The organism is Tenacibaculum holothuriorum (assembly GCF_002120225.1).
Lineage (GTDB): Bacteria > Bacteroidota > Bacteroidia > Flavobacteriales > Flavobacteriaceae > Polaribacter > Polaribacter holothuriorum.
The window spans coordinates 221,629-244,565 of record NZ_LAPZ01000007.1 but is presented as its reverse complement, the minus strand read 5'-3'; the positions used below and the strand labels follow the sequence as shown (position 1 = coordinate 244,565).

Here is a 22,937-nt window from a genome sequence, read left to right as displayed (position 1 = left end):
AAAACACAATTAAACCTATACAGACATTTGTAGTCTTACTCATTTTAATCAACCAATTAATTTTATTTAATGAGACAACTCACATTTTTACTACTTCTTATAAGTAGTATTGCATTTGCTCAAAAGCCTAACTACAAAGGACGAAACATTTCTAAAATTACACTTACAGGTAAAGTTGTAGAAACAAACACACAACAACCTTTAGAATACGCTACAATTGTTTTAACACATTTAAAAACAAAAAAAGTAACTGGTGGTGTTACTGATACTAAAGGGAGTTTTTCTTTTCAAGTTCCTAAAGGAATGTATGCTATAAAGGTTGAGTTTATAGGCTTTAAAAGCAAAAACTTACCTAACAAACAATTAACAGCAAATACCAATTTAGGTACAATTACACTTTCTGAAGATGCAGAAACTTTAGAAGAAGTAGAAGTTGTAGCGGAAAAATCTACAGTAGAAATCCGCTTAGATAAAAAGATTTACAACGTTGGTAAAGACATGACTGTAAAAGGTGGTAATGCTTCTGACGTTTTAGACAACGTACCATCTGTAAATGTTGACGCCGAAGGTGCAGTTAGTTTACGTGGTAACGAAAATGTACGTATTTTAATAGATGGTAAACCTTCTGCTTTAGTTGGTTTAACAGGCACTGATGCTTTACGTAATTTACCTGCCGATGCTATCGAAAAAGTAGAAGTTATTACCTCTCCTTCTGCTCGCTATGACGCTGAAGGTACAGCCGGAATTTTAAACATTATTCTTAGAAAAGGAAAAATCACAGGCTTTAATGGTTCTGTAAATCTTACACTTGGTAACCCAGATCAATTTGGTATTGCTCCAAGTCTAAACTATCGTACAAAAAAGATTAACTTATTTTCTAATCTTGGATATTCTTATCGTAAAGGTCCTGGAAATTCATTCTCTAAATTTTCTTATTTAGGAGGGGATAATGTAATAGATAGTATTCAAACTGAAGATAGAACTTTTGATAGAACCAATAAAAACTTTAACGCTTCAATAGGTTTAGAATATTTCCTCACTAAAAATAGTTCTATTACAGGATCTTTCTTTTACAGAAATTCTAAAGGAGATGACATCGCTACCAATATTATTAATCAGTTAATGTTCAATAATCCACAGGATATTACTCGTATTGAAAACGAAGAAGAAAAAGGAATCGACAAACAATACTCCTTAAACTACACCAATAATTTTGATGGAAAAGGACAAAAATTAACTATCGATTTACAATATGGCGAAAGTGATGAAACAGAACTCTCTCCTATTACCTCGAATGGAGTTTTAACAGAAGATAATTCGCAGGTAACAAAATCTACCGATAAATTATTTCAGATTGATTACGTATTACCAATTGGAGAAAAATCGCAATTTGAAATCGGACACAAAACTACGCTTCAAGATTTAAGTTCAGACTTTAAGGTAAATATATTAGATCCAACTAACAATTTCGATCCTTCAAATGCTATTAATTTCAAACAAAATATTTATGCTTTTTATACACAATATGGAAGCAAAATCGATAAATTCTCCTACCTATTAGGATTACGTACAGAAATTACTGATATAGATTTAGATTTACTTACAACAAACAAAACTTCTGATAAAAACTTTACAGAGTGGTTTCCTACCGTTAATTTAGGATATGAATTAAATGATAACGAAAACCTTACTTTAGGTTACAGTAGACGTTTAAGAAGACCACGTCACTGGTTTTTAAATCCTTTTGAAACTAGAAGTTCTACAACCAATTTCTTTAGAGGAAATCCAGATTTAACTCCAACATTTACAAGTTCTTTCGATTTAGGTTATAATACAAGAGTTAAAAAATTAAACTTAGGAGCTTCTATATACTATCAAATTTCTACCGATTTAATTCGTCCAGTATCTTTGACAGAAGTAAGAAACGGAAACAATGTTTTTGTTCGTCAACCATTAAACTTAAATGATGAGCAGCGTTACGGTATTGAATTTACTACAAACTACAATGTTTCTAAAAAAGTACGATTATCAGCATCTTTTAACTACTTTAAATTTAAGACGGATGCATTCGATTATACATACACTTTTACTGATATTAACGGAAACTCAGTTACTAAAACTTTGCCTTTACCAGAAGTAAATGAAAGTAGTTGGTTTGCTCGATTTAATTCTAGAATTACCTTACCTGCAAAAATTCAGTGGCAAACTCGTATTATGTATCGTGGACCACAAGCCAGTGCTCAAACAGATAGAGACGGAATCTTTGTTACTAACTTAGCTTTTAGTAAAGATTTGTTTAAAGACAAAGCTTCTTTAGTTTTAAACGTTAGCGACTTATTTAATTCACGTAAAAGAGAAAGTGTAACCTATTTTGGAGGCAGAGAGAATCCACGCACAATTTCAGACGGAACTTTTCAATGGAGAGAACGTCAAATTTCTTTAAGTTTTGTGTACCGATTTAACCAAAAGAAAAAGCGCGAACGTCCTCGTAGAGAATTTGATGGAGGTGGTGAAGAATTTGGTGGATAAAAATATATAAGAGGAAGCAATTGCTTCCTCTTTTTTTATACTTTCTTCATTCCAAAAATCACTCTTAGTATATTAAAACGCTTTACAAACAGCTCATAAAGTAACACTACAACAAAGAAACTCATTGATATTAAAACAAGCATTTTAGTTACCACAGGTAACTCAATGTTTTTAAAGTAATATCCTAAAACTATGATCACAGGTTGGTGTAATAGATAAAAAGGATAGATTCCTTCGTTTAACCTCTTTCTCCAACGAGAATCTTTATTAAAGTACTTTTTCGTATACCCTAACGCAGCTAAGCCGCAACTCCATCCTATAATAATACCTGTAATTCCATATAACCAATCCATCAACTTTTGATGTGTAAATAAGGAGGAAATAGAAAATAGAAATATGGTGGCTATAACTGTTTCTATTAAATACAAACGTCTTTGATTTTCTATTGCCTTCACTAAACCTTGATCAGTAATAAAAACGAATCCAGCTATAAAAAACAAAGTATAATATATAAAATAAGCCCAATCATTATACAAGGCATGAGTACTATCTGGAAACCATTGTCTAAGTATGGCTTGTGAACCAATTAATAAAACTAAATATAAATTTAAAGCTAAGGGTTTTTGAAGTAGTAGTCCCCATTGTTCCTTAAGGATATTAAAACGATTACTTCTTAAATAGTTTAAAAACGGAGATATAAGTAATGAGATTAAAAACAAGTACAATATGAACCATAAGTGATGCCAACTAAAATTACCTGTTGGATATATACCGTCAAACATTTTCAAGTAAAAACTTCCTAAAGAAGAATACGCATCTATTTTCTCTATGTACACTTGTACTGGTACTAAAGTGATAACACCTACTATAAAAGGAATAAAAAGTCGTGTAAAACGTTCATTCAAATATTTTTTTACAGTTCTATGCCCCAAAGCGTAATAGGTTCCTACACCAGAAACTAAAAATAGCAAAGGCATTCGCCATAAATGTAAAAACCACATCAGTTTATTTAACCAAGTAACAGTTATATTATTTTTAACATGCCATCCCCATGAATTAAAATACATACCAATATGGTATAGAAATACACTAAAAATTAAAAGAATTCTAAGCCAATCAATGTAAAATTGTCGACTGTGTTTTTTAGATTTAATAGGTTTCATATGATTTTAAATTTTATTCATACAAACCTAATTTCAAAGATCACTTTTTAACGTATTTCCTTATAAAGTAGACGTTCGAGCTTATCGGGAAACCCTTTAACTATTCTTTCTGTATGCAGAAGGAGTTTGAGAAGTTAGCTTTTTAAAAGCCGTATTAAACGCTGATTTCGAGTTATATCCAACCTGTTCTGCTACTTCCTCTATGGTTAATTTCTTCCCTTCACTAGAAGAAAGAATACGTTTAGCCTCCTCAACTCTATAAAAGGCTAACAACTCAAAAAAAGTCATATTTAGATCATCATTTATAGTCTGAGAAACATGATGAGAGCTTTCATTAATATTAAATGCTAAGTTAGAAAGTGATGCTAAATTACTAGTAAAGTATTTCTCTTCTTTCATAATTCTCTGAATCTTTTCTACGATCACTTTTTGATCCGATTTTGTCAATGAAGATTTTTGATATTTTAAACTTGGAAATTCTAAAAACGAAGAAGATTGTTGAAAATAGTTAGAACTATTCATAATAACAATCACATTGAATAGCAAAATAAACGACAAATAAACATACAGTATATAATCACCAATATCATCTTTAAATGTAGCTTTCACCACAATCAGCAATAAAAAAAGCAATGTAAAATGCAAAGTAGAGCTTCGCAATGATCTTAAGGTATGATTGGTTGTATTAAATATAGACTCTCCTAAAGACTTACCTTTTAACACTAGTTTTCGAATAATAATAAACGAATAAATTCCTATTTGAAAAATGGTTAATTCATTAACATAATTTCGTATCCCTAAGGGATTATCATTTTCTTTGGAATAATCTACAGCTAAAGGTTTTAAATCGAAATCTAATGAAAAAATATTGGAATTATATTTAAAAGCTTCCGATTGAATAAAAAAGAATACACAATAAAACAACCAAAATAAAAAAGGAATATAATGCAACCATTCTTTATTACTACGTTGTTCTCCTAACTGACGAGACACAAAAAAATACAACAACGGAGCAATGATAAAATTAGTAGGTTCTGAAAAATTTGTGAGATGCAAACATTTAAAAATAAGTCCAGTATAATTTAACCAACCTTCTAACATGTTCAATGAAAAAGTTAAAAGTAATAACCCCATAAAAAGATTGGACTTATTATACTTAAAAGATTTTTGAATAAAAAAGTACGATAATAAAAAACCCAATACAATTCCAACAAAAATTATAAATGCTGGAATATCTAAACGTAAATCAACAGACATATTCTCTTAATAGAAAGTTATCAGAACTCTAAATGTAAACTATTTTATTCGAATCATGTAAGAAGATACTAGAATAAAAGCGAAAAGCTCGTTCAGTTGAACGAGCTTTTTAATATTATTGAATTAAGATGCTTACTTACCTTCAGCAGCTTTCTTAGCTTCTTTCTTTAATTTCCAGTTTTCCCAGATTGTACCACCAATCCAGTAAGGAACTACAAATGTCAATAAGAAAATTAACAACCAAAATCCAGCTGTAAAAATAAACATGAATAATACTAATCCTGAAAATTCTGAAAAATCTAACATTTGTTTCTTCTTAATAATTGTTACGCGACAAAATTAAAACTATTTTTTTTTACAACCAATAAAATCTCATAAAAATCAACATCTAAAACTATAAGAATTTGTAATTTTGGACTTCGTTAATTTTAAGCAATTTAAACAATTCAACATGACTAAATATAGAATTGAAAAAGATACAATGGGACAGGTAGAAGTACCTGCAGATAAATATTGGGGAGCACAAACAGAGCGTTCTCGTAATAATTTTAAAATCGGAGCTCCTGCTTCTATGCCTTTAGAGGTAGTATACGGATTTGCTTACTTAAAAAAAGCCGCTGCTTTTACCAACTGTGAATTAGGTGTTTTAGCAGCAGAAAAACGTGATTTAATCGGTCAGGTTTGTGATGAAATTTTAGCAGGAAAGCACGATGATCAATTTCCATTAGTAATTTGGCAAACAGGTTCGGGTACACAATCTAATATGAATGTAAACGAAGTAATTGCCAATAGAGCGCACGAAATTGCAGGTAAAGTAATTGGTGAGGGAGAAAAAACTATTCAGCCAAATGATGATGTAAATAAATCACAATCATCTAATGATACGTTCCCTACTGGAATGCACATTGCAGCTTATAAAAAGATTGTAGAGGTTACGATTCCTGGTGTAGAGCAATTACGTGACACCTTACAAGCTAAATCTGAAGCTTTTAAAAATGTTGTAAAAATTGGACGTACACACTTAATGGATGCTACTCCTTTAACATTAGGACAAGAGTTTTCTGGATATGTAGCACAATTAAACTTTGGTTTAAAAGCTTTAAAAAATTCATTAGCTCATTTAGCTCAATTGGCTTTAGGAGGTACTGCTGTAGGTACTGGATTAAATACTCCAGCAGGTTACGATGTATTAGTAGCAAAATATATTGCAGAATTTACAGGGTTACCATTTGTTACTGCTGAAAACAAGTTTGAAGCTTTAGCTGCACACGATGCTTTAGTTGAAACACACGGAGCTTTAAAGCAATTAGCCGTTTCTTTAAATAAAATAGCCAATGATATTCGTTTAATGGCATCAGGACCTCGTTCTGGAATTGGAGAATTAATCATTCCTGCAAACGAACCAGGATCTTCTATCATGCCAGGTAAAGTAAACCCAACACAAGCAGAAGCTATTACCATGGTTTGTGCACAAGTAATGGGGAATGATGTTGCTGTAACTGTTGGTGGAACTCAAGGACATTATGAGTTAAACGTATTCAAACCAATGATGGCTGCAAACGTATTACAATCGGCTCAGTTAATTGGAGATGCTTGTGTATCATTTGATGTAAATTGTGCTGCTGGTATTGAACCAAACCACGGTAGAATTACAGAATTGGTAAACAATTCATTGATGTTAGTAACTGCTTTAAATACTAAAATTGGGTACTACAAAGCAGCAGAAATCGCAAATACTGCGCACGCTAACGGAACTACTTTAAAAGAAGAAGCTATCAATTTAGGATATGTAACTGCTGAACAATATGACGAATGGGTAAAACCAGAAGACATGACAGGTAGTTTAAAATAAAACTGTATTTTTGTACAGAACTTAAAAGCTGCAAAAAATTGCAGCTTTTTTTAGCTAAAAAAATTAACCATATAAGATAATGAAGATGAACAAACACGAAGAATATATGAGTGAAGCTGTAAAAGCAGCTTTACGCGGAATGCAAAACAACGAAGGTGGTCCTTTTGGATGTATTATTGTAAAAGATGGAGAAATTGTGGGACGTGGAAACAACAAAGTTACCTCAACAAACGACCCTACAGCTCATGCAGAAGTTACTGCGATTAGAGATGCTTGCAAGAACTTAGGCTCTTTTCAGTTAGATGGATGTGTTGTATATACCTCTTGTGAGCCTTGTCCTATGTGTTTAGGAGCTATTTATTGGGCAAGACCAGACAAAGTATTCTATGGAAGTAATCAAGTAGATGCTGCTAATATTGGGTTTGATGATGAATTCATTTATAAAGAAATTCCATTACCATACGAGAAAAGAAGTATTCCGTTTGAGCAAGTAGGACGTGAAATAGCTTTAGAGCCATTTCAAAAATGGTCTGAAAAAGACGATAAAATTGAATATTAAAATACAAATCCTAAACTCTTGTTTAGGATTTTTTTATACTTAAAACTTATTTTGACTCTTGGTCTATTTTTAGGTAAATTCGTTAATGCTGAATATAAACCATTAAACATTAAAACGGATACATATTCTTAAACTAAGTTATATTCTACCTAAAAATGAAAAAATTATTTTTTATATTTTTTTTATTACTAAATACTTATAATTCTTATAGTTGTAGTTGTAAGCATAAAAAAATTACTCAAGAGATATATGACACCTATTCTTTAATCTTTACTGGAGAAATAATTGACGTTGAAGATTGTGATAATTTAGGATATCAAAAATTCACCTTTGAAGTTGAACAGATTTTTAAAGGTCAAACAACTAAATTTATTTCTGGTTATAACAATTGTGGAGGAGTTTGTAATTTTTTGTACAAAAAGGGACAAAAATGGTTAGTTTACTCTACCCCAAATGCATATGGTTTAATAAACGACTCATATGCCTGTAATCAAAGTATAATAATTTACAGTAGTGAAAATGAATTGTTATCAAAAAATGATTTTAATAATTATAAAGAGGCTTTAAAATTTGAATTTGATTTCTTAAAAATTAGAAAAACTAAAGATTCAAAAATTGTTAATTTTCAACTTATAAAACTAATTCCTTTATTAAAAAACATTTTTATTTTTTGTTTAATTACCCTATTCTTATTCCTGTGTTACAGGTTAAAAATCAAACTATTACCATACAGCATCGGTATAGGAATAATTAATGGTTTTTTCTACTACTTCCTAATTAGTAAATTTTTATTTCCAAAATTAATGGGTTTTAAAATTATACATATCACTTTAATTTTTGCTTTCCTTTTTATTTTAAACTTAATTTATTTAACTCTATTAAAAGAAAAACTCAACTTTAAGCAATCATTTATTTATAATTATGTCTCATATATATCAATAGTTATAACTACTTTTTATATGATATTTTTGAATTTACATCAAGAAGTAGAATATAATAAAGATTTTTACAAAGCTTTTTCCTTTATTATAGGTATAGGAATAGTTTTTAGCCTAATTACAACTATAGTTAAATTAATTGGAAAGAATATTCTATTAAAAATAAAAAAGAACAGTATATAACATTGGTATAATTAATATAGATTTTAGTGTATTTTATAGAATCTTCAAATCTTTTTGATTTAGCTAAGTTCTTATTAATCATAACTGAAAACGTTAGTCTAATTCTCTAATTTATAAATCTAAATCAGCATTCCTACAATTCCTAAAAACAAACATAAAGGAGAAAAATACATTGTATCATTTTTAGCAAACTGAGTATTTTTAATTTTCTTAAAAAAGCCTACATACTTAAAATCTCCAATGGCTCTAAGTAGAAAAATACTTGCTATTATATAAACTCCGTAGTTTAAAATAAAAATTGGTAAAAACTTCATTGAAATAATTTGTAGTTTTTCAGCATACAATAAAGCAAATAAGACTAAGAACAATCCCACAAAAACTGTAGCAATGATTGGTGGATTTATCACTTTATCCTTATTAGTTTTGGTCGGTATTACTCCACATATACCCCACTCTCCTCCAAACGCCCAATAAAAATGAATTACTGAAATCAAAAAGAGAATTAAAACACTAATCACTCCTAAAAAATAAATCATAATTGTGGTTTTTAATGTAAGTTTGTCAAACAAAATTACAAACAACACATGACAACTTTATTGATAAATATCAAGGAATTAATTCAAGTTAGAGAAGCTACTATTACAAAAGTTAGTGGAGCTGATATGAAAGTATTACCTACTATTAAAAATGCATTTTTATTAATTGAAAATGATACTATTGTAGATTATGGTTCTATGGATAATGTTCCTACATTAATAGAAAACACAATTGATTGTACTGGTAAAATGATATTACCAACTTGGTGCGATTCTCATACACATATTGTTTACGCTGGTAACAGAGAACAAGAATTTGTTGATAGAATAAACGGTTTAAGCTATGAAGAGATTGCCAATAAAGGTGGTGGGATTTTAAATTCAGCAAAGAAATTACAAGAAACTTCTGAAGAAGAGTTATACAAGCAATCAGCAGTTCGCTTAGAAGAAGTAATGAAATTAGGTACGGGTGCTGTTGAAATTAAATCGGGTTACGGTTTAACTGTAGAAGCTGAATTAAAAATGTTACGTGTAATTAAAAAATTACGTGAGAACTATAAACTTCCTATCAAAGCTACTTTTTTAGGTGCGCATGCCTTTCCAACAGAATACAAAAGCAATAAAGAAGGGTACATCAATTTAATTATTGAAGAGATGCTACCAAAAGTTGCTGAAGAAAACTTAGCTGAGTTTATCGATGCTTTTTGCGAAACAGGATATTTCTCGGTAGAAGATACCAACAGAATTTTAGAAGCAGGTAAAAAATACGGGCTAACACCTAAAGTGCACGTAAATCAGTTTACAACTATTGGTGGTGTTCAAGTAAGTGTAAAACACAATGCGCTATCTGTAGATCATTTAGAAGTAATGAATAAAGAAGATATCGAAACCTTGAAAGGAACTAATACGATGCCTGTGGCATTGCCTTCTTGTTCGTACTTTTTAAGCATTCCTTATACTCCTGCACGAGATATCATCAATGCAGGATTACCCTTAGCTTTAGCTACCGATTTTAACCCAGGTTCTACTCCATCAGGTAATATGAATTTTGTGGTTGCTACTGCATGTATTAAAATGAAAATGACACCTGAAGAAGCCATTAATGCAGCAACAATTAACGGAGCCTATGCTATGAATCTTTCTGATGAAGTTGGAAGTATCACCAAAGGAAAAAAAGCAAATTTTATCATTACCAAAGAGATTTTAAGCTATGGAGCAATTCCTTATAACTTTGGTTCGGTTTTAATTGATTCGGTTTTTATAAACGGAAAAGCTATCTAACATGTTATACATTTTCTCTAAACAAGAAGTTACCAATTTTGTTAATCCAAGAGAAGGAGAAACAAAACTAGGAGAAGTAGTACAATCAATAACTAATTTAGATGACTTAGCGAATTCATCTGCAGAGTTTGTAATCATAGGAGTTCCTGAAGATATTGGTGTAAAAATGAATTACGGAAACGGAGGTGCACAAACAGCTTTTATTCCTGCTTTAAAATCATTTTTAAACACACAACAAAATCAGTTTATTGATGGAAAAGACATCTTAGTTCTTGGTTATTTAGATTATGCTGAACAAGTTGCTGATTTTGATGGTTTAGATCGTGAAAAAGGTGATTATTTAGTAAAAGCTATTGATACTAAACTATCAGAAATCATAAAAACAATTGTTGAAGCTGATAAAACTCCAATCATTATTGGTGGTGGGCATAACAATTCGTATGGAAATTTAAAAGGTCTCTCTGAAGGAAAAAATCAACCAATTAATGCTATTAATTTAGATGCTCACACCGATTTACGTCGTTTAGAAGAGCGTCATAGTGGAAACGGATTTTCATATGCTATTGAACATAAATATTTAGAGAAATACTTTATGTTTGGTTTACACGAAAACTATACACCTCAGTATATTTTCGATTTTATGCACAGTAATACCAATATTGATTATAATCTTTTTGAAGAATTAGAAGTTTATCAAACTACTACTTTTGAAAGTGAATTACAAAGAGCGAATAACTTTATTGAGAATACTTCTTTTGGAATTGAAATAGATTTGGATTGTATTCAAAGCTTTCCTAGTAGTGCTATGACTCCGAGTGGATTTACACCTCAACAAACCCGTCGTTTTATGTATTACTTCGGAAAAAACAAAAATGCCTCTTATTTACATATTTGCGAAGGTGCTCCAGCTGTTATAAATGATAGCATAGCAAACGGACAAGTAGGAAAGTTTATTTCTTATTTAATTTCAGATTTTATTAAAGCTAAGAAATCAAACTAATCAATCCACTTTTTAAAGTCTTTTACGCGCTCTCTACTTACTATAATTTCTTGTTCTTTAAAAGAATCTAGTTTTAACTGTAAACGGGAATTGGTATAAGAAACGATATCTTTTATCGCATTTATATGCACTACAAAAGTTCTATTTACTCTATAAAAATGTTCAGGATCTAATTGATCTTGCCAATGCTCTAAAGAATGATCTATTAAATAGTTTCTATTAGCATTTGTATGAATATAGGTTGCTTTATTTTCTGAATAAAAGCATTCTATTTCATCGGTATGAATAATTTTTAAATGCTGACCTACTTTAATGGTAAATCGTTTTTTAAACTTTCTATCAATTGGATTAATTAGAAGCTTACGAATTTCATCAATATCAACTCTTAAATCGGTTTGTTTAGGTTGTTGTTCTTTAAACTTATCAACTGCTACTTTTAACTCATCTTCATCAATGGGTTTTAATAAGTAATCAATCGAATTTAATTTAAAGGCTTTCAAAGCATATTCATCATACGCAGTAGTAAAAATTATAGCTGACTTTACAGGCACTTCTTCAAAAATCTCGAATGATAATCCGTCAGATAATTGAATATCTAAGAAAATTAAATCAGGATGTTCGTTGTTTTGAAACCAATTAATCGCTTCTTCTACCGAATGTAACATTTCTTGCACAGGAATATCTAATGCTGCTAACATTCTGTTAAGCCTTCTTGCTGCTGGCTTTTCGTCTTCTATAATTAATACTTTCATGTATATAAAGTTTGGCTGTACTAATATATTATTTTACTTCTTTTCCTTGTTTAAAAACTCGTTTTGTTTTTGCTATATCTTCAATATTTTCGGTCGGATTCCCATCTACCAAAATCATATCTGCTCTATAACCTTCTTTCAAAAATCCTTTATCTTTTAAATTGAAATGAATAGCTGGTAATGATGTTGCTGATTTTAAAACATCAACAGTAGACAATCCTGCATCATTTAACAATTTCAATTCTTTGTATAAATCGGTTCCGTAGTTAATATTTCCATTTGGTGGATCGGTTCCGGCTAAAATTGGAACTCCTATTTCATATAATCTTTTTACTTCATCTTGCATATTTTTTACTTTTTCTAAAGCTTGCTCTTTGGTCTTTTTGTAAAAAAGCTCTTGTACTTTTTGCATCGTTAAAAGTGTAGGAATTACAAAGAACTCTTCTCCTTTTAAATCGTCAAATTGTTCTTTGGTTAAAGATGTATCTTCCCAAATATGCACTAATCCATCTGCTTTATTCTTTAATACTTCATGTGCATCGACAGCTTTAGAAACATGAATTACCGCTTTTTTATTTGCTTCATGAGCAGCTGTAATCAGAGCTTTTGTAGTTTCTTCATTTAAGGTTGCTTTCCAAGGTTCTCTAATAATTTTTATATAATCTGCACCAGCTTTTACTCTTCCTTCTACAAAGTCTTTAGCCTCTTCTGGTTTGGTTAATGTTGGGGTTGGAAATCCGTATTGAGTTCCATGTCCTTTTGGTGCAGTTGCTGCTCCACCAGCACAATAATAATCGGCATGTTTGTTGGAAGCTCTAAAACCTTTCATCATAGGAATTAACGTTTCAACTGCATGCATATCTAATAAATTTAAAACGCCTGCTTTTGCTGCTTGCTCTAAACTTGCCGGAGCCCAAACATGCACGTGAGCGTTAGTTAATGCTGGCAATAATGTTTTTCCTTTTCCATCGATAATATTCTGATGCTGAATAGGCTCACTAGCTATTTTAGAAACTTTCCCATCAGCAATTAATATTGACATATTTTCTTTTACTTTTTCTCCATCAAATAGTCTTACATTGTTTATTACAAAACTTTCTTGCGAGAATAAAAATGAAGTAAAAAATAGTAAGCTATATAGTAATTTAGTTTTCATCAATTTTTGTTTTTAAGTTATCTTCTTTGTTCTTTATTCATGTATTCTTTAATCTTTCGATCTTCCCAATCTTTATTGAATAGATTCGGCATTCCAAATGTTCCTATGGCGTGAAAAACTACTATTACTCCCCACCAAAATAAAAATCGGTAATTAGAAGCATCTGTTAAGGCTTCAAAAACTGAATCTCCGTATTGAATATCCTTGTATATTCTTCTTATAATTAAAAATACATTAACAGCTAAATAAACAGTTAAATGCTTGTAGAATTGTTTTATGTCTTGAACTCTTTTTTGAGCTCTAACATATCTTTCTCCTCTTGAATAATCTGGTTCCATAATTGTGTTGATTAGTTGTTGTTTTGTTATTTAGCTAGATTTATTCATGTATTCTTTTATCTTACGATCTTCCCAGTTCTTGGTAAAAGAATTATTAAATCCGAAAACTCTAATTGTATGAATTATAAGTATAATCCCCCATACAATCCATGAAAATGAAACTTTATAATCGTAAAATATTTCGATAATACTTTCACCATTTTCTAATCCTCTTAAAATATTTTTCCAAGAAGTAAGTGTATTTATTATTAAATAAATTGCAACATGCCAGTAGTATCCTTTTAACGCTTCTACTCGTTTTTTAGCTTGAAGGTATTTTATTTCTTCTGTGTTAGGTTCTATAACTTTCATAACTTATTTTTTAGTTATTCTGTTACTTCTTTCTTCTTCCTCCTTCATTAATTCTTGAATTTTACGCTCTTCCCAACCTTTCGTCATTACTGTAGGAAAACCAAAAACTCCTAACCAGTGAAAAAACACTCCTATTCCCCACCCCATCCAAGTCATATAAACTCCTGGATGTGTAATAGCATCAGAGAAACTTCTTCCTTCATCATTTGTTAATCCAAAGATTATAACTCCGCTAATAAAAATATTTACTAAAACGTATACTGTAAAATGAATGTAAAATCCTTTTATATCGTTTACCCTCTTTTTTGCTTTTACGTATCGTTGTTCTTCTATATAATTTCTGTGATCCATCTTTCTATCTTTTTTCGTTCATAAATTCTTTAATCTTTCGATCTTCCCAATCTTTACCAAAACCTAGTTTGTCAAACCCAAAAACAGAAAGCCAATGCATAACTACACTAAATGAAATTCCTCCAATAGCGATCCAAAACCAATGAAATTCTGGAACAAATTTTAAGTTTATAAAAATGACAACTGGAATGATAAAAATTGTTACTACAAGATGAGCATAAAAACCTTTTATCTTTTTTACTTTTTCTTTTGCCTTTATAAATCGATATTCTTCAGTTCTTTTATCTTCCATCTTGTCTAAAATTTTCCTTGTTATTCATTAACTCTTTAATCTTTTGTTCTTCCCAATCTTTATTTAAACCAAAATTCGGAAAACCAAATGCAACTATACCATGAATAATTTGCGCTACAGCTATACCTATAACCGCAAACCAAAACCAATGATATTGTGGTGAAAACAATAAATTAACTGTAATAATTATAGCTATTGAAAAAATATTCACAACTAAATGAATGTAAAATGCTTTTATTCCTTTTACCTTTTTTTTAGCTTTAATATAACTTTGCTCTTGTTTATACGAGTTATCCATTTTATTTAAAGTTATCTTTATCGTCCATTAATTCTTTTATCTTTCTCTCTTCCCAATCTTTACCAAGGAATAAGCTATAATTGTGTACTTCTAATCCGTGAAATACAACTCCTATCCCCCAACCTACAATCGGAAACCAAAACCAATGAAATTGTGGTGAGAATCGTAGATTAATAAAAATAAATACAGGAATCATAACACAATAAGTTGCTAAGTTTTGATAAAATTCTTTTAGTTTTTCTACACGTTCAACAGCTCTTACATAGTTACTATTTTCAAATTCTTCTGATGTTCTCATAATATTATTTGCTTGTGTAAGCAACGGTAAGCTTACTGTAAATATTTTTTTATTGTTTATAATTTCGACAGGTTGTGAGGTAATTAAACCATACCTATCTGCAATATTTTGCAATCCTACTTTGGTACTTTTTTTACCAATAGCTTCTTTTGGATTTACATTGTTTGAAACTTTTAAAAAACCATTTTCTTCGTAAATTGAAATGTGTAATGGCTTGCTTGATGATACTACATTGTGCTTTACAGCATTTTCTAATAGTAATTGTAATGACAACGGTACCATTTTAAATTCTGGATTTATTTCTTTTGGTAATGAAAATTCTAAAGCATCTTCAAAACGCATTTGCAATAATTCCATATAAGTTTTAGCAAATTGTAATTCTTCTGAAATCGGTACTAACTCTTTATTTCTTTGCTCTAAAACATAACGATATACTTTAGAAAGTTTGGTTGTAAATTTTTCTGCCTGATTAGGGTTTTCACCAATTAAAGAAGTTAAAACATTTAAACTATTGAATAAAAAATGTGGATCTATCTGACTTTTTAAAGTTTCGAACTTTGCCGTTTCTGTCTTAGCTACAATTTTTTGTTCGGTAGTTTCTTGATTTGCAGCATTTTTCCACTCTAACATAAAACCTCTTGCATGTAAAAATGCAGAAACTCCAAACGAAAAAATAATCCAGAACAAATGAATCCATATCATCGGAAACTTGAAGAAATTATCAATACTGTCTCCTTGAATTTTAACAAACAAGATATAATGTATAATTAAAATTGCTGGTATAGTATAAGCAATCGTAAGAATAATTCCTGTCCAAACACGTTGGTTGGTTTGAGTTACCCAATCCCATTTTTTACTTAAAAAATCATTTAATACTCCTTGACCAAATCCAAGTCCAAAAGAATATAAAGCAGAAATTCCTATTGTTATAAAGAAACCTTTTATTGTATATGGACTTCCTCCTATTAAATAAAAGAGTATACCAAATATTAATGTAATTTTCAAGGCCATTAAAAACCCTTTTTTTAATTCTTTACTTGAAAATATACCTGCTTTATTATCCATTTTACTAAAGTATTTCTATGCCTTAAAATTTGATTTCTAAAGATACATCTTTATCAGAAACTACGAACTTAGCATCGTTATACTGAGGCGGACCAAAACGCATTACATTATTAGAAGCTCCATAGTCTTCTAAAGGCATTCCGCTTGGTTCAAAATCCATTCTATCATTATCATTTTTATCATGATAACAAATGATTGCATATTCTCCTTCAGGTACATTTTCAAACGAAACTATACTCTTACCTCCTTTAATTTTAGAGTTTTTAGCTTGAAGTGGCTTTTTCATAAAAGTATCTTTGGTGTATAAAGCATAACTTACTTTACCTGCATCTGAACTAGCGTTTATTACTGTTGCCGTTATTGTATTATTTTGTGCTGAAATGCTACCAACGATAAACAGTATAGCGATAATTGTTAAGTTGATTAAAAGTTTCATATTGTTGAGTTTTAAAATTAATTACACTACAAAGGTGCAATACAACTATAGTTTTTAAAACTAAATATTACCCAACTGTATTTTTTTTAGGATGAATTGTAATAAAAAAAGCACCACATTATTGTAGTGCTTTCTTATACGTATTTATAGCTCTTTCTCTGGCTAATTTATGATCTACCATTGGTGGCGGATAACTAAACTCATTTAAATTGGTTACCCATTTTTGGGTGTACTTCAATTCTTTATCGAACTTTTTTAATTGTTCTGTCGGATTGAAAACTCTAAAATAAGGAGCTGCATCGCAACCTGTTCCTGCAGCCCATTGCCAATTTCCGTTATTAGAAGCCAATTCAAAATCGAGTAATTTTTTTGCGAAATAAGCTTCTCCCCATCTCCAATCTATTAGTAAATGTTTACATAAAAAACTAGCTACTACCATTCGAACCCTGTTATGCATATACCCTGTTTGGTTTAGTTCTCTCATACCTGCATCTACCAACGGATATCCAGTTTCACCATTACACCATTTATTAAATTCTTCAATATTATTTCTCCAAGGAATAACATCATATTTCTTCTTAAAACTCTCTGTTAACACTTTCGGATAGTGATACAATATTTGCATAAAAAACTCTCGCCAAATTAATTCACTTAAAAATGTTTCATTGGTTTGTAAAGCGAATGTTACCATTTTTCTTATGCTCACAATACCAAACCTTAAATAAGGTGATAAATAAGAAGTTGTGTCTTTAAATGGAAAGTTTCTTGTTTCTTCATACCTACTTAAACTCAATAAACTGTATGGTTTTACTGTTATTTTACTTCTATTAAATCCTAAATTAGATAACTCAGGAAAATCGGTATGGTTTTTAATGAAATTTTTAAAATAAACTTCTGTTACTTGTTCTTGGGTATGTATATCTCTATTAAATAATTGTAACCATTTACTTTTATACGGTGTAAACACAGTATACGGAGTACCGTCTTTTTTCAATACTTCATTTTTCTCAAAAATTACCTGATCTTTAAAAGTATTACATACTATATTTTTACTTGTAAGATACGCTCTAATTTCTTGGTCTCTTTTAATTCCATAAGGTTCATAATCATGATTAAAATATACCTCAGCAACAGAAAATTTTGCTATAATTTCTTTCCAAACCTTAAGCGGTGATCCTTTTTGAATTAACAGATTTGTATCTTCTTTTATAAGCTCATTATTTACAGCTTTTAAGCTATCGTATATAAAAGTTATTCGCGCATCATTTTTTGGAAGACCATCTAAAATATTATCATCAAAAATAAATATAGGAAGTACCTTATAACCAGATTGTAAAGCTTTACTTAACCCAGTATTATCATGCAATCTTAAATCTCTTCTAAACCAAAAAACTACTATTCTATCTTCCATTAAATAATTTTTCTAATGTTGAAAACCTATGTTCAAATATTCCTTTCAATTGTTTTTTTATGAAAACACTTTGTGCTATGTGTCCTAAAAAACCAAAAGGAATTTTATACGAAATCTTATCTTTCATTAAGGTATTACCATTCGGTAATTCTTCAAACCAATGTTCATGATGCCACATTTTGTAGGGACCGAATCGTTGTTCGTCAATAAAAAATTCTTGTTCTTTTACCTGAGTTATTTCTGTTACCCAATTCGATTTAACTCCTGGTAAAATACCTACTCTATAAGTAATAATTTGTCCTGCGTAGACTTTACTATCAACAGTAGAGGTTATATCAAACCCCATATGAGACGGAGTTATTTTAGATAAATTTTGAGGCATACTAAAAAAACTCCAAGCTTGTGCTATTGGTACTTTTAAAACTTGCTCTGTAGACAAGGTGTAAATTCCTGAATGTTTCCTGAATTTAATCACCTTTATAACAATTTAGTTATCTTTTTACTCATCGGCTTTGTTATCGAGTAAAAAACATCTATCAGCCTTCCTTCTTCATCTACCAAGTACTTTTGAAAATTCCATTTTACTGAAGAATTCATTTTACCATTTTTTTGCTTTTGAGTTAACCATTGGTAAATCGGGTGCTGATTTTCTCCTTTTACATCAATCTTTTCTGTCATAGGAAAATCTACTCCATAGTTCATTCTACAAAATGATTGTATTTCCTGTTCTGTTCCTGGTTCTTGCGCTCCAAATTGATTACACGGTAAGCCAATAACTACCAATTTACCTTGGTATTTTGAATATAAATCTTGTAATCCATCATATTGATTTGTAAAACCGCATTTAGAGGCTACATTAACAAACAATATTTTCTTGCCTTTGTATTCTTCTAACTTTAACTCTTTTCCGTTGATATCATTAATTTTTAATTTAAATAATGATTCATTTGGTCTTACATTTTGTCCATTTCCTAAAAAACTAAATAGTGTCATAATTAAAGTTATTTTATGTTTATTTTTCTACTAACCTATTTATCATCCCCTTAAAAACAAAAGCATGAAATGGTAAAACAGCATACCAATACATTCTTCCGAATATTCCTTTTGGTCTAAATACTGCTCTTTGATACAACTTATTTTTAACAATTTTAAACTCTAACCATGCTTCACCTGGCAACTTCATTTCAGCAAAAAGTAATAGGCGTTTATTTTTTTTATCAGCTAGTAAAACTCTCCAAAAATCCAATGCATCTCCAGGTTTTAATTCAGTTGGATGTCTTCTCCCTCTACGCAAACCTACTCCTCCAAAAAACTGATCAACAATACCTCTTACTTCCCACAAAAAATCAAATTTATACCATCCTTTTTTCCCTCCTATACTCCAAACTTTATCTATTGTTTCTTCTTCATTCATCATTTTTCTACTTCTTATATCTTTAAAGCAACCAAAATGAGGTAAGTTTATATAATCCTTATATTCTTTTTTTAAAACTCCGCTAATTTTAGCGTCTTTCCAACTTGAAACAATTGAATTCTGAGCTATTTTTACAAAAGCTTTATTAACTGATTCTTTATAAGTAATAGGAGTAGCCTTTATAATATCATTGATTTTATTTTCCTTCCCTATTACTTCAACCGTCATACTATCTACTAAAGATTTTGCCAAATTAAAAGATGTAGAAGTAACAAAATACAACCAATATGATGATAGTTTTGGTGTTAATATTGGTAATGTAAAAATGTACCTTTTTAATCCTCTCACTTCAGCAAATTGTAACAACATATCTTTATATGTCAATACTTCAGGTCCATAAATATCAAATGATTTATTATATACCTTTTCATTAGCTATAGCTTTAGTTAGGTAGTTTAACACGTCTCGTATCGCAATGGGTTGTGTTTTTGTATGTAACCATTTTGGTGTTATCATTACAGGAAGTTTTTCTACTAAATCTCTAATAATTTCGAATGACGCACTTCCGCTTCCTACAATAATACCAGCTCTAAAAGTTGTGGTATAATAGTTATCACTTTGTAAAATCTGTTCTACTTTATACCTAGATTGAAGATGTTTTGATAGTGAATTATCATTTACAATTCCGCTTAAATAAATTACTTGCTGGCAAGAAGTAGTACTTATTAATTTTTTAAAATTCTTTGCACATTTTTCTTCTAAACTTTCAAAATCGTTGCTGCTGGTAGACATTGAATGTATAAGGTAATATGCTATATCAATGTCATTAGGGAGCTTGGAATTAGGCTTTAAAAAATCGAGTTCTACAAACGATATAGACTTATTATTTTTAAGTTCACTTGGGATCCTTCTTAAATCTCTAATACAACATACAAGAGTATGTCCTTCTTTAAGAAGTAATGGAACTAACCTCTTTCCTACATATCCTGTAATTCCTGTAATCAACACCTTCATTTACATCCGTTTTAGTTATTGAATAAAATATATGCATTTAAACTAGTAGCTATGGTCATCCAAACTAAATAAGGTAAGATGAATATTGTGTACCATTTTATTTTTTTGATATGTTCGAAAGTAAAATAACCAATTAACAGCCATAATAGTGTTATTGAAATTACCCCAACTAAAACTAAATGTTGATTGAAGAAAAAGTAATTCCAACCTACATTTAATAACCATTGTACAACGTATAATATCAATATTTTCTGTGCTAAAAATTCATATTGAAAACTCAACTTTGTCATATAAAAAGCGAATAATAACATAATGGTTGTCCAAGCTGCTCCAAAAACCCAATTTGCAGGAGTCCACGGGGCTTTGTTTAATGATAGATACCAATCAGTTCTCGGTCCGTCGTTCATTAACCAAACTCCTATTGCTAAGGCTAAAAAGTTAGCAATTAAAAAAATGATAAATCGTATGTATTTATTTTCTTTCAAAACTGTTGCTGCTTTAAATAATTGAATATTAATTGAATTGAAAACAATAGATTAAACGCGTAAAAAACATCTTCGAACGGTATCGTAAATAAGCGAAATCCTAAATTTTCATTGTTATTATACCAAACCACAGGACTTTCAATAAAGCTTCCTGTTAATATTCCGTTTACTATAAAAAACGGAATTAAAATCACTATAAAACTTGGTAAGTATTCTTGTAATGTTGTTAAATGGTTCTTTAAACCATACAATACCAATACAAGAAAAAACAGAAAATTTACTGTTGTATACCACTTTCCAAAATTGAAAATCAATAAGAAAAAAACAATTAATAACAATAGTATACTAATTAGAATAGTTACTGATTTTGATAATTTAAAATTAGGCAAGTAATACTTTAAAACTTCATGCGTAAACAAACATGCATAAGGAATACAGAAAAAAAACAGCCATTCTTCAATAGGCATTTTAAAAATTTTTGCACCTAAAAAATAATCGGAATTAAATCCCCAAACGCCTTCTGCAGTAAATATTCCATCCCAAATTAAGAAAGGAAATGCCACTAAAACAATACTTATAAACGCAATTTTAAAATATTGAATGAAATGAAATTTCTTTTCTAAAAAACTATATAACAATGGAATACTTAAACTACCTAAATTTAATATTAGATATAAATAATGATTCACTTTCTATATGCTTTAAAATATTTAAAAGGCACGAACAACATACCAAAACATTCTCCTTCTTCTTTTCCTAAATGTTTATGATGTACTTTATGTGCTTTTCGTAATCCTTTTAAATACCAATTATTCGTTTTGTCGAACCACTTAAATCTTCTGTGAATTAATACGTCGTGAATTAAGAAATAGGCGATTCCGTAACATAAAATTCCTAAACCGATAAAAAATAAAAAGTTAAGTTCTGGTCGTATTCCAAAGAAAAACAACAACATACTTGGTATGGCAAATACTACAAAAAAGGCATCATTTTTTTCAAAAACATGTGGATATCCTGGTTGATGATGATCTTCATGTAAATACCAACCAAAACCATGCATCACATATTTATGTGTACACCAAGTAATACCTTCCATTACAATAAATGTTAGTATGGTAACTATAATAAATAGCATCAAATTAGGTTTAGTTTATACTTTACATAACTCCTAGCCAATAAATTAATTTTCATTGGATTGGATATTCTAACTCTAGTTTCCATTATTTTAGAATAGTGTACTGCTTTTAGTTTTTTGAGTAATCTTTTATAATATCTATACGCCATGTATACCCCAAATTTTGCCTCCACTGGTAATTTTAAAATCCCATTTTTAAAAGCGTACTCAAAGTCTCTTTCTATATCTTCAATAATATCTTGTTTCGATTTCTCATCTAGATTTCCAAAATTAACATTCGGAAAATATGACCTGTTTAATTCTTGGTAATCGTCTTTTAAATCTCTTAAGAAATTTACCTTCTGAAAAGCTGAACCCAATCGTTGCGCAGCATCTTTTAACTCGTTATACTTTTCTTTATTTCCGTTAACAAAAACCTTTAAACACATAAGCCCAACAACATCTGCAGAACCATAAATATATTCTTCGTATTCTTCTTTTGTTTGATATTCGGTCTTAGACAAATCTGCTTTCATACTTTTTAAGAAAGCTTGCACTAACTCATCAGAAATATTGTATTTTTTTACCGTATGAATAAATGAATTCATAATCGGGTTTAAGCTTATACCAATATGTTTCGATAAAAAATATTCTTTTTCGAATTTTGCTAATAATCCTTCTTTATCATAATCGTGAAAAGAGTCTACAATTTCATCAGCAAATCTTACGAAACCATAAATATTATAAATTCCTGATCTGATTTTTTTTGACAACATTTTAGTAGCTAACGAAAATGATGTACTGTACTTTTGAGTTACTAATCTACTACACGAATAAGAAACCTCATCAAATAATTGTTTCATG

27 protein-coding genes are annotated in these 22,937 nt (G+C 29.9%); 6 read left to right on the top strand and 21 right to left on the bottom strand.

What is annotated here, in order from left to right:
* Nucleotides 1–69 precede the first annotated feature (69 nt).
* Complete coding sequence (locus tag WH52_RS10360) at nt 70–2,529, top strand: TonB-dependent receptor domain-containing protein (protein ID WP_086030872.1); 2,460 nt, start codon at nt 70–72, stop codon at nt 2,527–2,529.
* A gap of 35 nt (nt 2,530–2,564) precedes the next feature.
* Here the strand turns inward: WH52_RS10360 and WH52_RS10355 are convergent, their stop codons facing one another.
* The 3 genes from WH52_RS10355 to WH52_RS14980 all read right to left on the bottom strand — a co-directional run bounded on the left by WH52_RS10355 (nt 2,565) and on the right by WH52_RS14980 (nt 5,255).
* The gene (locus WH52_RS10355) at nt 2,565–3,692 is read right to left on the bottom strand and encodes an acyltransferase family protein (protein ID WP_086030871.1); all 1,128 of its coding nucleotides are present in this window, start codon (nt 3,690–3,692) and stop codon (nt 2,565–2,567) included.
* A gap of 96 nt (nt 3,693–3,788) precedes the next feature.
* Complete coding sequence (locus WH52_RS10350; RefSeq protein WP_086030870.1) at nt 3,789–4,949, bottom strand: helix-turn-helix domain-containing protein; 1,161 nt, start codon at nt 4,947–4,949, stop codon at nt 3,789–3,791.
* 132 nt (nt 4,950–5,081) lie between these two features.
* Nucleotides 5,082–5,255, bottom strand: coding sequence for a hypothetical protein (locus tag WH52_RS14980; RefSeq protein WP_198938429.1), 174 nt, complete (start codon nt 5,253–5,255; stop codon nt 5,082–5,084).
* Between the two features lie 145 nt (nt 5,256–5,400).
* Here WH52_RS14980 and fumC point away from each other — a divergent pair, with 145 nt between their 5' ends.
* The 3 genes from fumC to WH52_RS10335 all read left to right on the top strand — a co-directional run bounded on the left by fumC (nt 5,401) and on the right by WH52_RS10335 (nt 8,481).
* Entirely contained in the window at nt 5,401–6,801 is a 1,401-nt protein-coding gene (gene fumC, locus WH52_RS10345; protein ID WP_086030869.1) for a class II fumarate hydratase, read from the top strand.
* Between the two features lie 85 nt (nt 6,802–6,886).
* The gene (locus WH52_RS10340; protein WP_086030913.1) at nt 6,887–7,360 is read left to right on the top strand and encodes a nucleoside deaminase; all 474 of its coding nucleotides are present in this window, start codon (nt 6,887–6,889) and stop codon (nt 7,358–7,360) included.
* 155 nt (nt 7,361–7,515) lie between these two features.
* Nucleotides 7,516–8,481, top strand: coding sequence for a hypothetical protein (locus tag WH52_RS10335; RefSeq protein WP_086030868.1), 966 nt, complete (start codon nt 7,516–7,518; stop codon nt 8,479–8,481).
* 119 nt (nt 8,482–8,600) lie between these two features.
* Here the strand turns inward: WH52_RS10335 and WH52_RS10330 are convergent, their stop codons facing one another.
* Nucleotides 8,601–9,017: a DUF3995 domain-containing protein gene (locus WH52_RS10330; RefSeq protein WP_086030867.1), complete on the bottom strand. Its 417-nt coding sequence runs from the start codon at nt 9,015–9,017 to the stop codon at nt 8,601–8,603.
* A gap of 48 nt (nt 9,018–9,065) precedes the next feature.
* Here WH52_RS10330 and hutI point away from each other — a divergent pair, with 48 nt between their 5' ends.
* Both hutI and WH52_RS10320 read left to right on the top strand, forming a co-directional pair.
* A complete protein-coding gene (gene hutI / locus WH52_RS10325) occupies nt 9,066–10,298 on the top strand; it encodes an imidazolonepropionase (protein WP_086030866.1) in 1,233 nt (410 codons plus the stop codon).
* 1 nt (nt 10,299) lies between these two features.
* Nucleotides 10,300–11,298, top strand: a complete 999-nt coding sequence (locus WH52_RS10320; protein WP_086030865.1) for a formimidoylglutamase — start codon at nt 10,300–10,302, stop codon at nt 11,296–11,298.
* On the opposite strand, the gene WH52_RS10315 is transcribed toward WH52_RS10320, so the two are convergent.
* The 17 genes from WH52_RS10315 to WH52_RS10235 form a co-directional block, all read right to left on the bottom strand.
* Nucleotides 11,295–12,050 (bottom strand): LytR/AlgR family response regulator transcription factor, encoded by a 756-nt coding sequence (locus WH52_RS10315; RefSeq protein ID WP_086030864.1) that lies wholly within the window; start codon nt 12,048–12,050, stop codon nt 11,295–11,297. The genes WH52_RS10320 and WH52_RS10315 overlap by 4 nt on opposite strands.
* A gap of 28 nt (nt 12,051–12,078) precedes the next feature.
* A complete protein-coding gene (locus tag WH52_RS10310) occupies nt 12,079–13,206 on the bottom strand; it encodes an amidohydrolase family protein (RefSeq protein ID WP_086030863.1) in 1,128 nt (375 codons plus the stop codon).
* A gap of 17 nt (nt 13,207–13,223) precedes the next feature.
* On the bottom strand, nt 13,224–13,544 hold the full coding sequence (locus tag WH52_RS10305; RefSeq protein ID WP_086030862.1) for a 2TM domain-containing protein: 321 nt from the start codon (nt 13,542–13,544) through the stop codon (nt 13,224–13,226).
* A 30-nt stretch (nt 13,545–13,574) separates the two neighbouring features.
* On the bottom strand, nt 13,575–13,895 hold the full coding sequence (locus tag WH52_RS10300) for a 2TM domain-containing protein (protein WP_086030861.1): 321 nt from the start codon (nt 13,893–13,895) through the stop codon (nt 13,575–13,577).
* A gap of 3 nt (nt 13,896–13,898) precedes the next feature.
* Nucleotides 13,899–14,246: a 2TM domain-containing protein gene (locus tag WH52_RS10295; protein WP_086030860.1), complete on the bottom strand. Its 348-nt coding sequence runs from the start codon at nt 14,244–14,246 to the stop codon at nt 13,899–13,901.
* 4 nt (nt 14,247–14,250) lie between these two features.
* Nucleotides 14,251–14,538, bottom strand: a complete 288-nt coding sequence (locus WH52_RS10290; protein WP_086030859.1) for a 2TM domain-containing protein — start codon at nt 14,536–14,538, stop codon at nt 14,251–14,253.
* Nucleotides 14,528–14,836, bottom strand: a complete 309-nt coding sequence (locus WH52_RS10285) for a 2TM domain-containing protein (RefSeq protein ID WP_086030858.1) — start codon at nt 14,834–14,836, stop codon at nt 14,528–14,530. The genes WH52_RS10290 and WH52_RS10285 overlap by 11 nt, the downstream gene beginning before the upstream one ends.
* Before the next feature lies 1 nt (nt 14,837).
* Nucleotides 14,838–16,199 carry a 2TM domain-containing protein gene (locus WH52_RS10280; RefSeq protein WP_086030857.1) on the bottom strand — a complete coding sequence of 454 codons (1,362 nt, stop codon included), beginning with the start codon at nt 16,197–16,199 and terminating at the stop codon, nt 14,838–14,840.
* 22 nt (nt 16,200–16,221) lie between these two features.
* A complete protein-coding gene (locus tag WH52_RS10275; protein WP_086030856.1) occupies nt 16,222–16,635 on the bottom strand; it encodes a DUF2141 domain-containing protein in 414 nt (137 codons plus the stop codon).
* Between the two features lie 118 nt (nt 16,636–16,753).
* Nucleotides 16,754–18,046: a cryptochrome/photolyase family protein gene (locus WH52_RS10270; RefSeq protein WP_086030855.1), complete on the bottom strand. Its 1,293-nt coding sequence runs from the start codon at nt 18,044–18,046 to the stop codon at nt 16,754–16,756.
* On the bottom strand, nt 18,036–18,521 hold the full coding sequence (locus WH52_RS10265) for an SRPBCC family protein (RefSeq protein WP_317041852.1): 486 nt from the start codon (nt 18,519–18,521) through the stop codon (nt 18,036–18,038). Before WH52_RS10265 ends, WH52_RS10270 begins: the two co-directional genes overlap by 11 nt.
* A gap of 2 nt (nt 18,522–18,523) precedes the next feature.
* Nucleotides 18,524–19,039 carry a glutathione peroxidase gene (locus tag WH52_RS10260; RefSeq protein ID WP_086030853.1) on the bottom strand — a complete coding sequence of 172 codons (516 nt, stop codon included), beginning with the start codon at nt 19,037–19,039 and terminating at the stop codon, nt 18,524–18,526.
* A 19-nt stretch (nt 19,040–19,058) separates the two neighbouring features.
* Nucleotides 19,059–20,474, bottom strand: a complete 1,416-nt coding sequence (locus tag WH52_RS10255; protein ID WP_086030852.1) for an SDR family oxidoreductase — start codon at nt 20,472–20,474, stop codon at nt 19,059–19,061.
* 11 nt (nt 20,475–20,485) lie between these two features.
* Nucleotides 20,486–20,959, bottom strand: a complete 474-nt coding sequence (locus WH52_RS10250; RefSeq protein ID WP_086030851.1) for a TspO/MBR family protein — start codon at nt 20,957–20,959, stop codon at nt 20,486–20,488.
* A complete protein-coding gene (locus WH52_RS10245) occupies nt 20,956–21,648 on the bottom strand; it encodes a lycopene cyclase domain-containing protein (protein ID WP_233131550.1) in 693 nt (230 codons plus the stop codon). Before WH52_RS10245 ends, WH52_RS10250 begins: the two co-directional genes overlap by 4 nt.
* Complete coding sequence (locus WH52_RS10240) at nt 21,645–22,094, bottom strand: sterol desaturase family protein (protein ID WP_086030850.1); 450 nt, start codon at nt 22,092–22,094, stop codon at nt 21,645–21,647. The genes WH52_RS10245 and WH52_RS10240 overlap by 4 nt, the downstream gene beginning before the upstream one ends.
* Nucleotides 22,094–22,936: a phytoene/squalene synthase family protein gene (locus WH52_RS10235; RefSeq protein ID WP_086030849.1), complete on the bottom strand. Its 843-nt coding sequence runs from the start codon at nt 22,934–22,936 to the stop codon at nt 22,094–22,096. The genes WH52_RS10240 and WH52_RS10235 overlap by 1 nt, the downstream gene beginning before the upstream one ends.
* Between the last annotated feature and the right edge of the window lies 1 nt (nt 22,937).

Bases quoted from the DNA above. Each gene is read 5' to 3' on its own strand.
- WH52_RS10305 (WP_086030862.1), bottom strand. From the start codon at position 13,544: ATGGAACCAGATTATTCAAGAGGAGAAAGATATGTTAGAGCTCAAAAA.
- WH52_RS10270 (WP_086030855.1), bottom strand. From the start codon at position 18,046: ATGGAAGATAGAATAGTAGTTTTTTGGTTTAGAAGAGATTTAAGATTG.
- fumC (WP_086030869.1), top strand. From the start codon at position 5,401: ATGACTAAATATAGAATTGAAAAAGATACAATGGGACAGGTAGAAGTA.
- WH52_RS10310 (WP_086030863.1), bottom strand. From the start codon at position 13,206: ATGAAAACTAAATTACTATATAGCTTACTATTTTTTACTTCATTTTTA.
- hutI (WP_086030866.1), top strand. From the start codon at position 9,066: ATGACAACTTTATTGATAAATATCAAGGAATTAATTCAAGTTAGAGAA.
- WH52_RS10335 (WP_086030868.1), top strand. From the start codon at position 7,516: ATGAAAAAATTATTTTTTATATTTTTTTTATTACTAAATACTTATAAT.
- WH52_RS10300 (WP_086030861.1), bottom strand. From the start codon at position 13,895: ATGAAAGTTATAGAACCTAACACAGAAGAAATAAAATACCTTCAAGCT.
- WH52_RS10235 (WP_086030849.1), bottom strand. From the start codon at position 22,936: ATGAAACAATTATTTGATGAGGTTTCTTATTCGTGTAGTAGATTAGTA.
- WH52_RS10295 (WP_086030860.1), bottom strand. From the start codon at position 14,246: ATGGATCACAGAAATTATATAGAAGAACAACGATACGTAAAAGCAAAA.
- WH52_RS10275 (WP_086030856.1), bottom strand. From the start codon at position 16,635: ATGAAACTTTTAATCAACTTAACAATTATCGCTATACTGTTTATCGTT.
- WH52_RS14980 (WP_198938429.1), bottom strand. From the start codon at position 5,255: ATGTTAGATTTTTCAGAATTTTCAGGATTAGTATTATTCATGTTTATT.
- WH52_RS10260 (WP_086030853.1), bottom strand. From the start codon at position 19,039: ATGACACTATTTAGTTTTTTAGGAAATGGACAAAATGTAAGACCAAAT.
- WH52_RS10285 (WP_086030858.1), bottom strand. From the start codon at position 14,836: ATGGATAACTCGTATAAACAAGAGCAAAGTTATATTAAAGCTAAAAAA.
- WH52_RS10255 (WP_086030852.1), bottom strand. From the start codon at position 20,474: ATGAAGGTGTTGATTACAGGAATTACAGGATATGTAGGAAAGAGGTTA.
- WH52_RS10315 (WP_086030864.1), bottom strand. From the start codon at position 12,050: ATGAAAGTATTAATTATAGAAGACGAAAAGCCAGCAGCAAGAAGGCTT.
- WH52_RS10290 (WP_086030859.1), bottom strand. From the start codon at position 14,538: ATGGAAGATAAAAGAACTGAAGAATATCGATTTATAAAGGCAAAAGAA.
- WH52_RS10355 (WP_086030871.1), bottom strand. From the start codon at position 3,692: ATGAAACCTATTAAATCTAAAAAACACAGTCGACAATTTTACATTGAT.
- WH52_RS10240 (WP_086030850.1), bottom strand. From the start codon at position 22,094: ATGCTATTTATTATAGTTACCATACTAACATTTATTGTAATGGAAGGT.
- WH52_RS10360 (WP_086030872.1), top strand. From the start codon at position 70: ATGAGACAACTCACATTTTTACTACTTCTTATAAGTAGTATTGCATTT.
- WH52_RS10280 (WP_086030857.1), bottom strand. From the start codon at position 16,199: ATGGATAATAAAGCAGGTATATTTTCAAGTAAAGAATTAAAAAAAGGG.
- WH52_RS10340 (WP_086030913.1), top strand. From the start codon at position 6,887: ATGAACAAACACGAAGAATATATGAGTGAAGCTGTAAAAGCAGCTTTA.
- WH52_RS10330 (WP_086030867.1), bottom strand. From the start codon at position 9,017: ATGATTTATTTTTTAGGAGTGATTAGTGTTTTAATTCTCTTTTTGATT.
- WH52_RS10350 (WP_086030870.1), bottom strand. From the start codon at position 4,949: ATGTCTGTTGATTTACGTTTAGATATTCCAGCATTTATAATTTTTGTT.
- WH52_RS10320 (WP_086030865.1), top strand. From the start codon at position 10,300: ATGTTATACATTTTCTCTAAACAAGAAGTTACCAATTTTGTTAATCCA.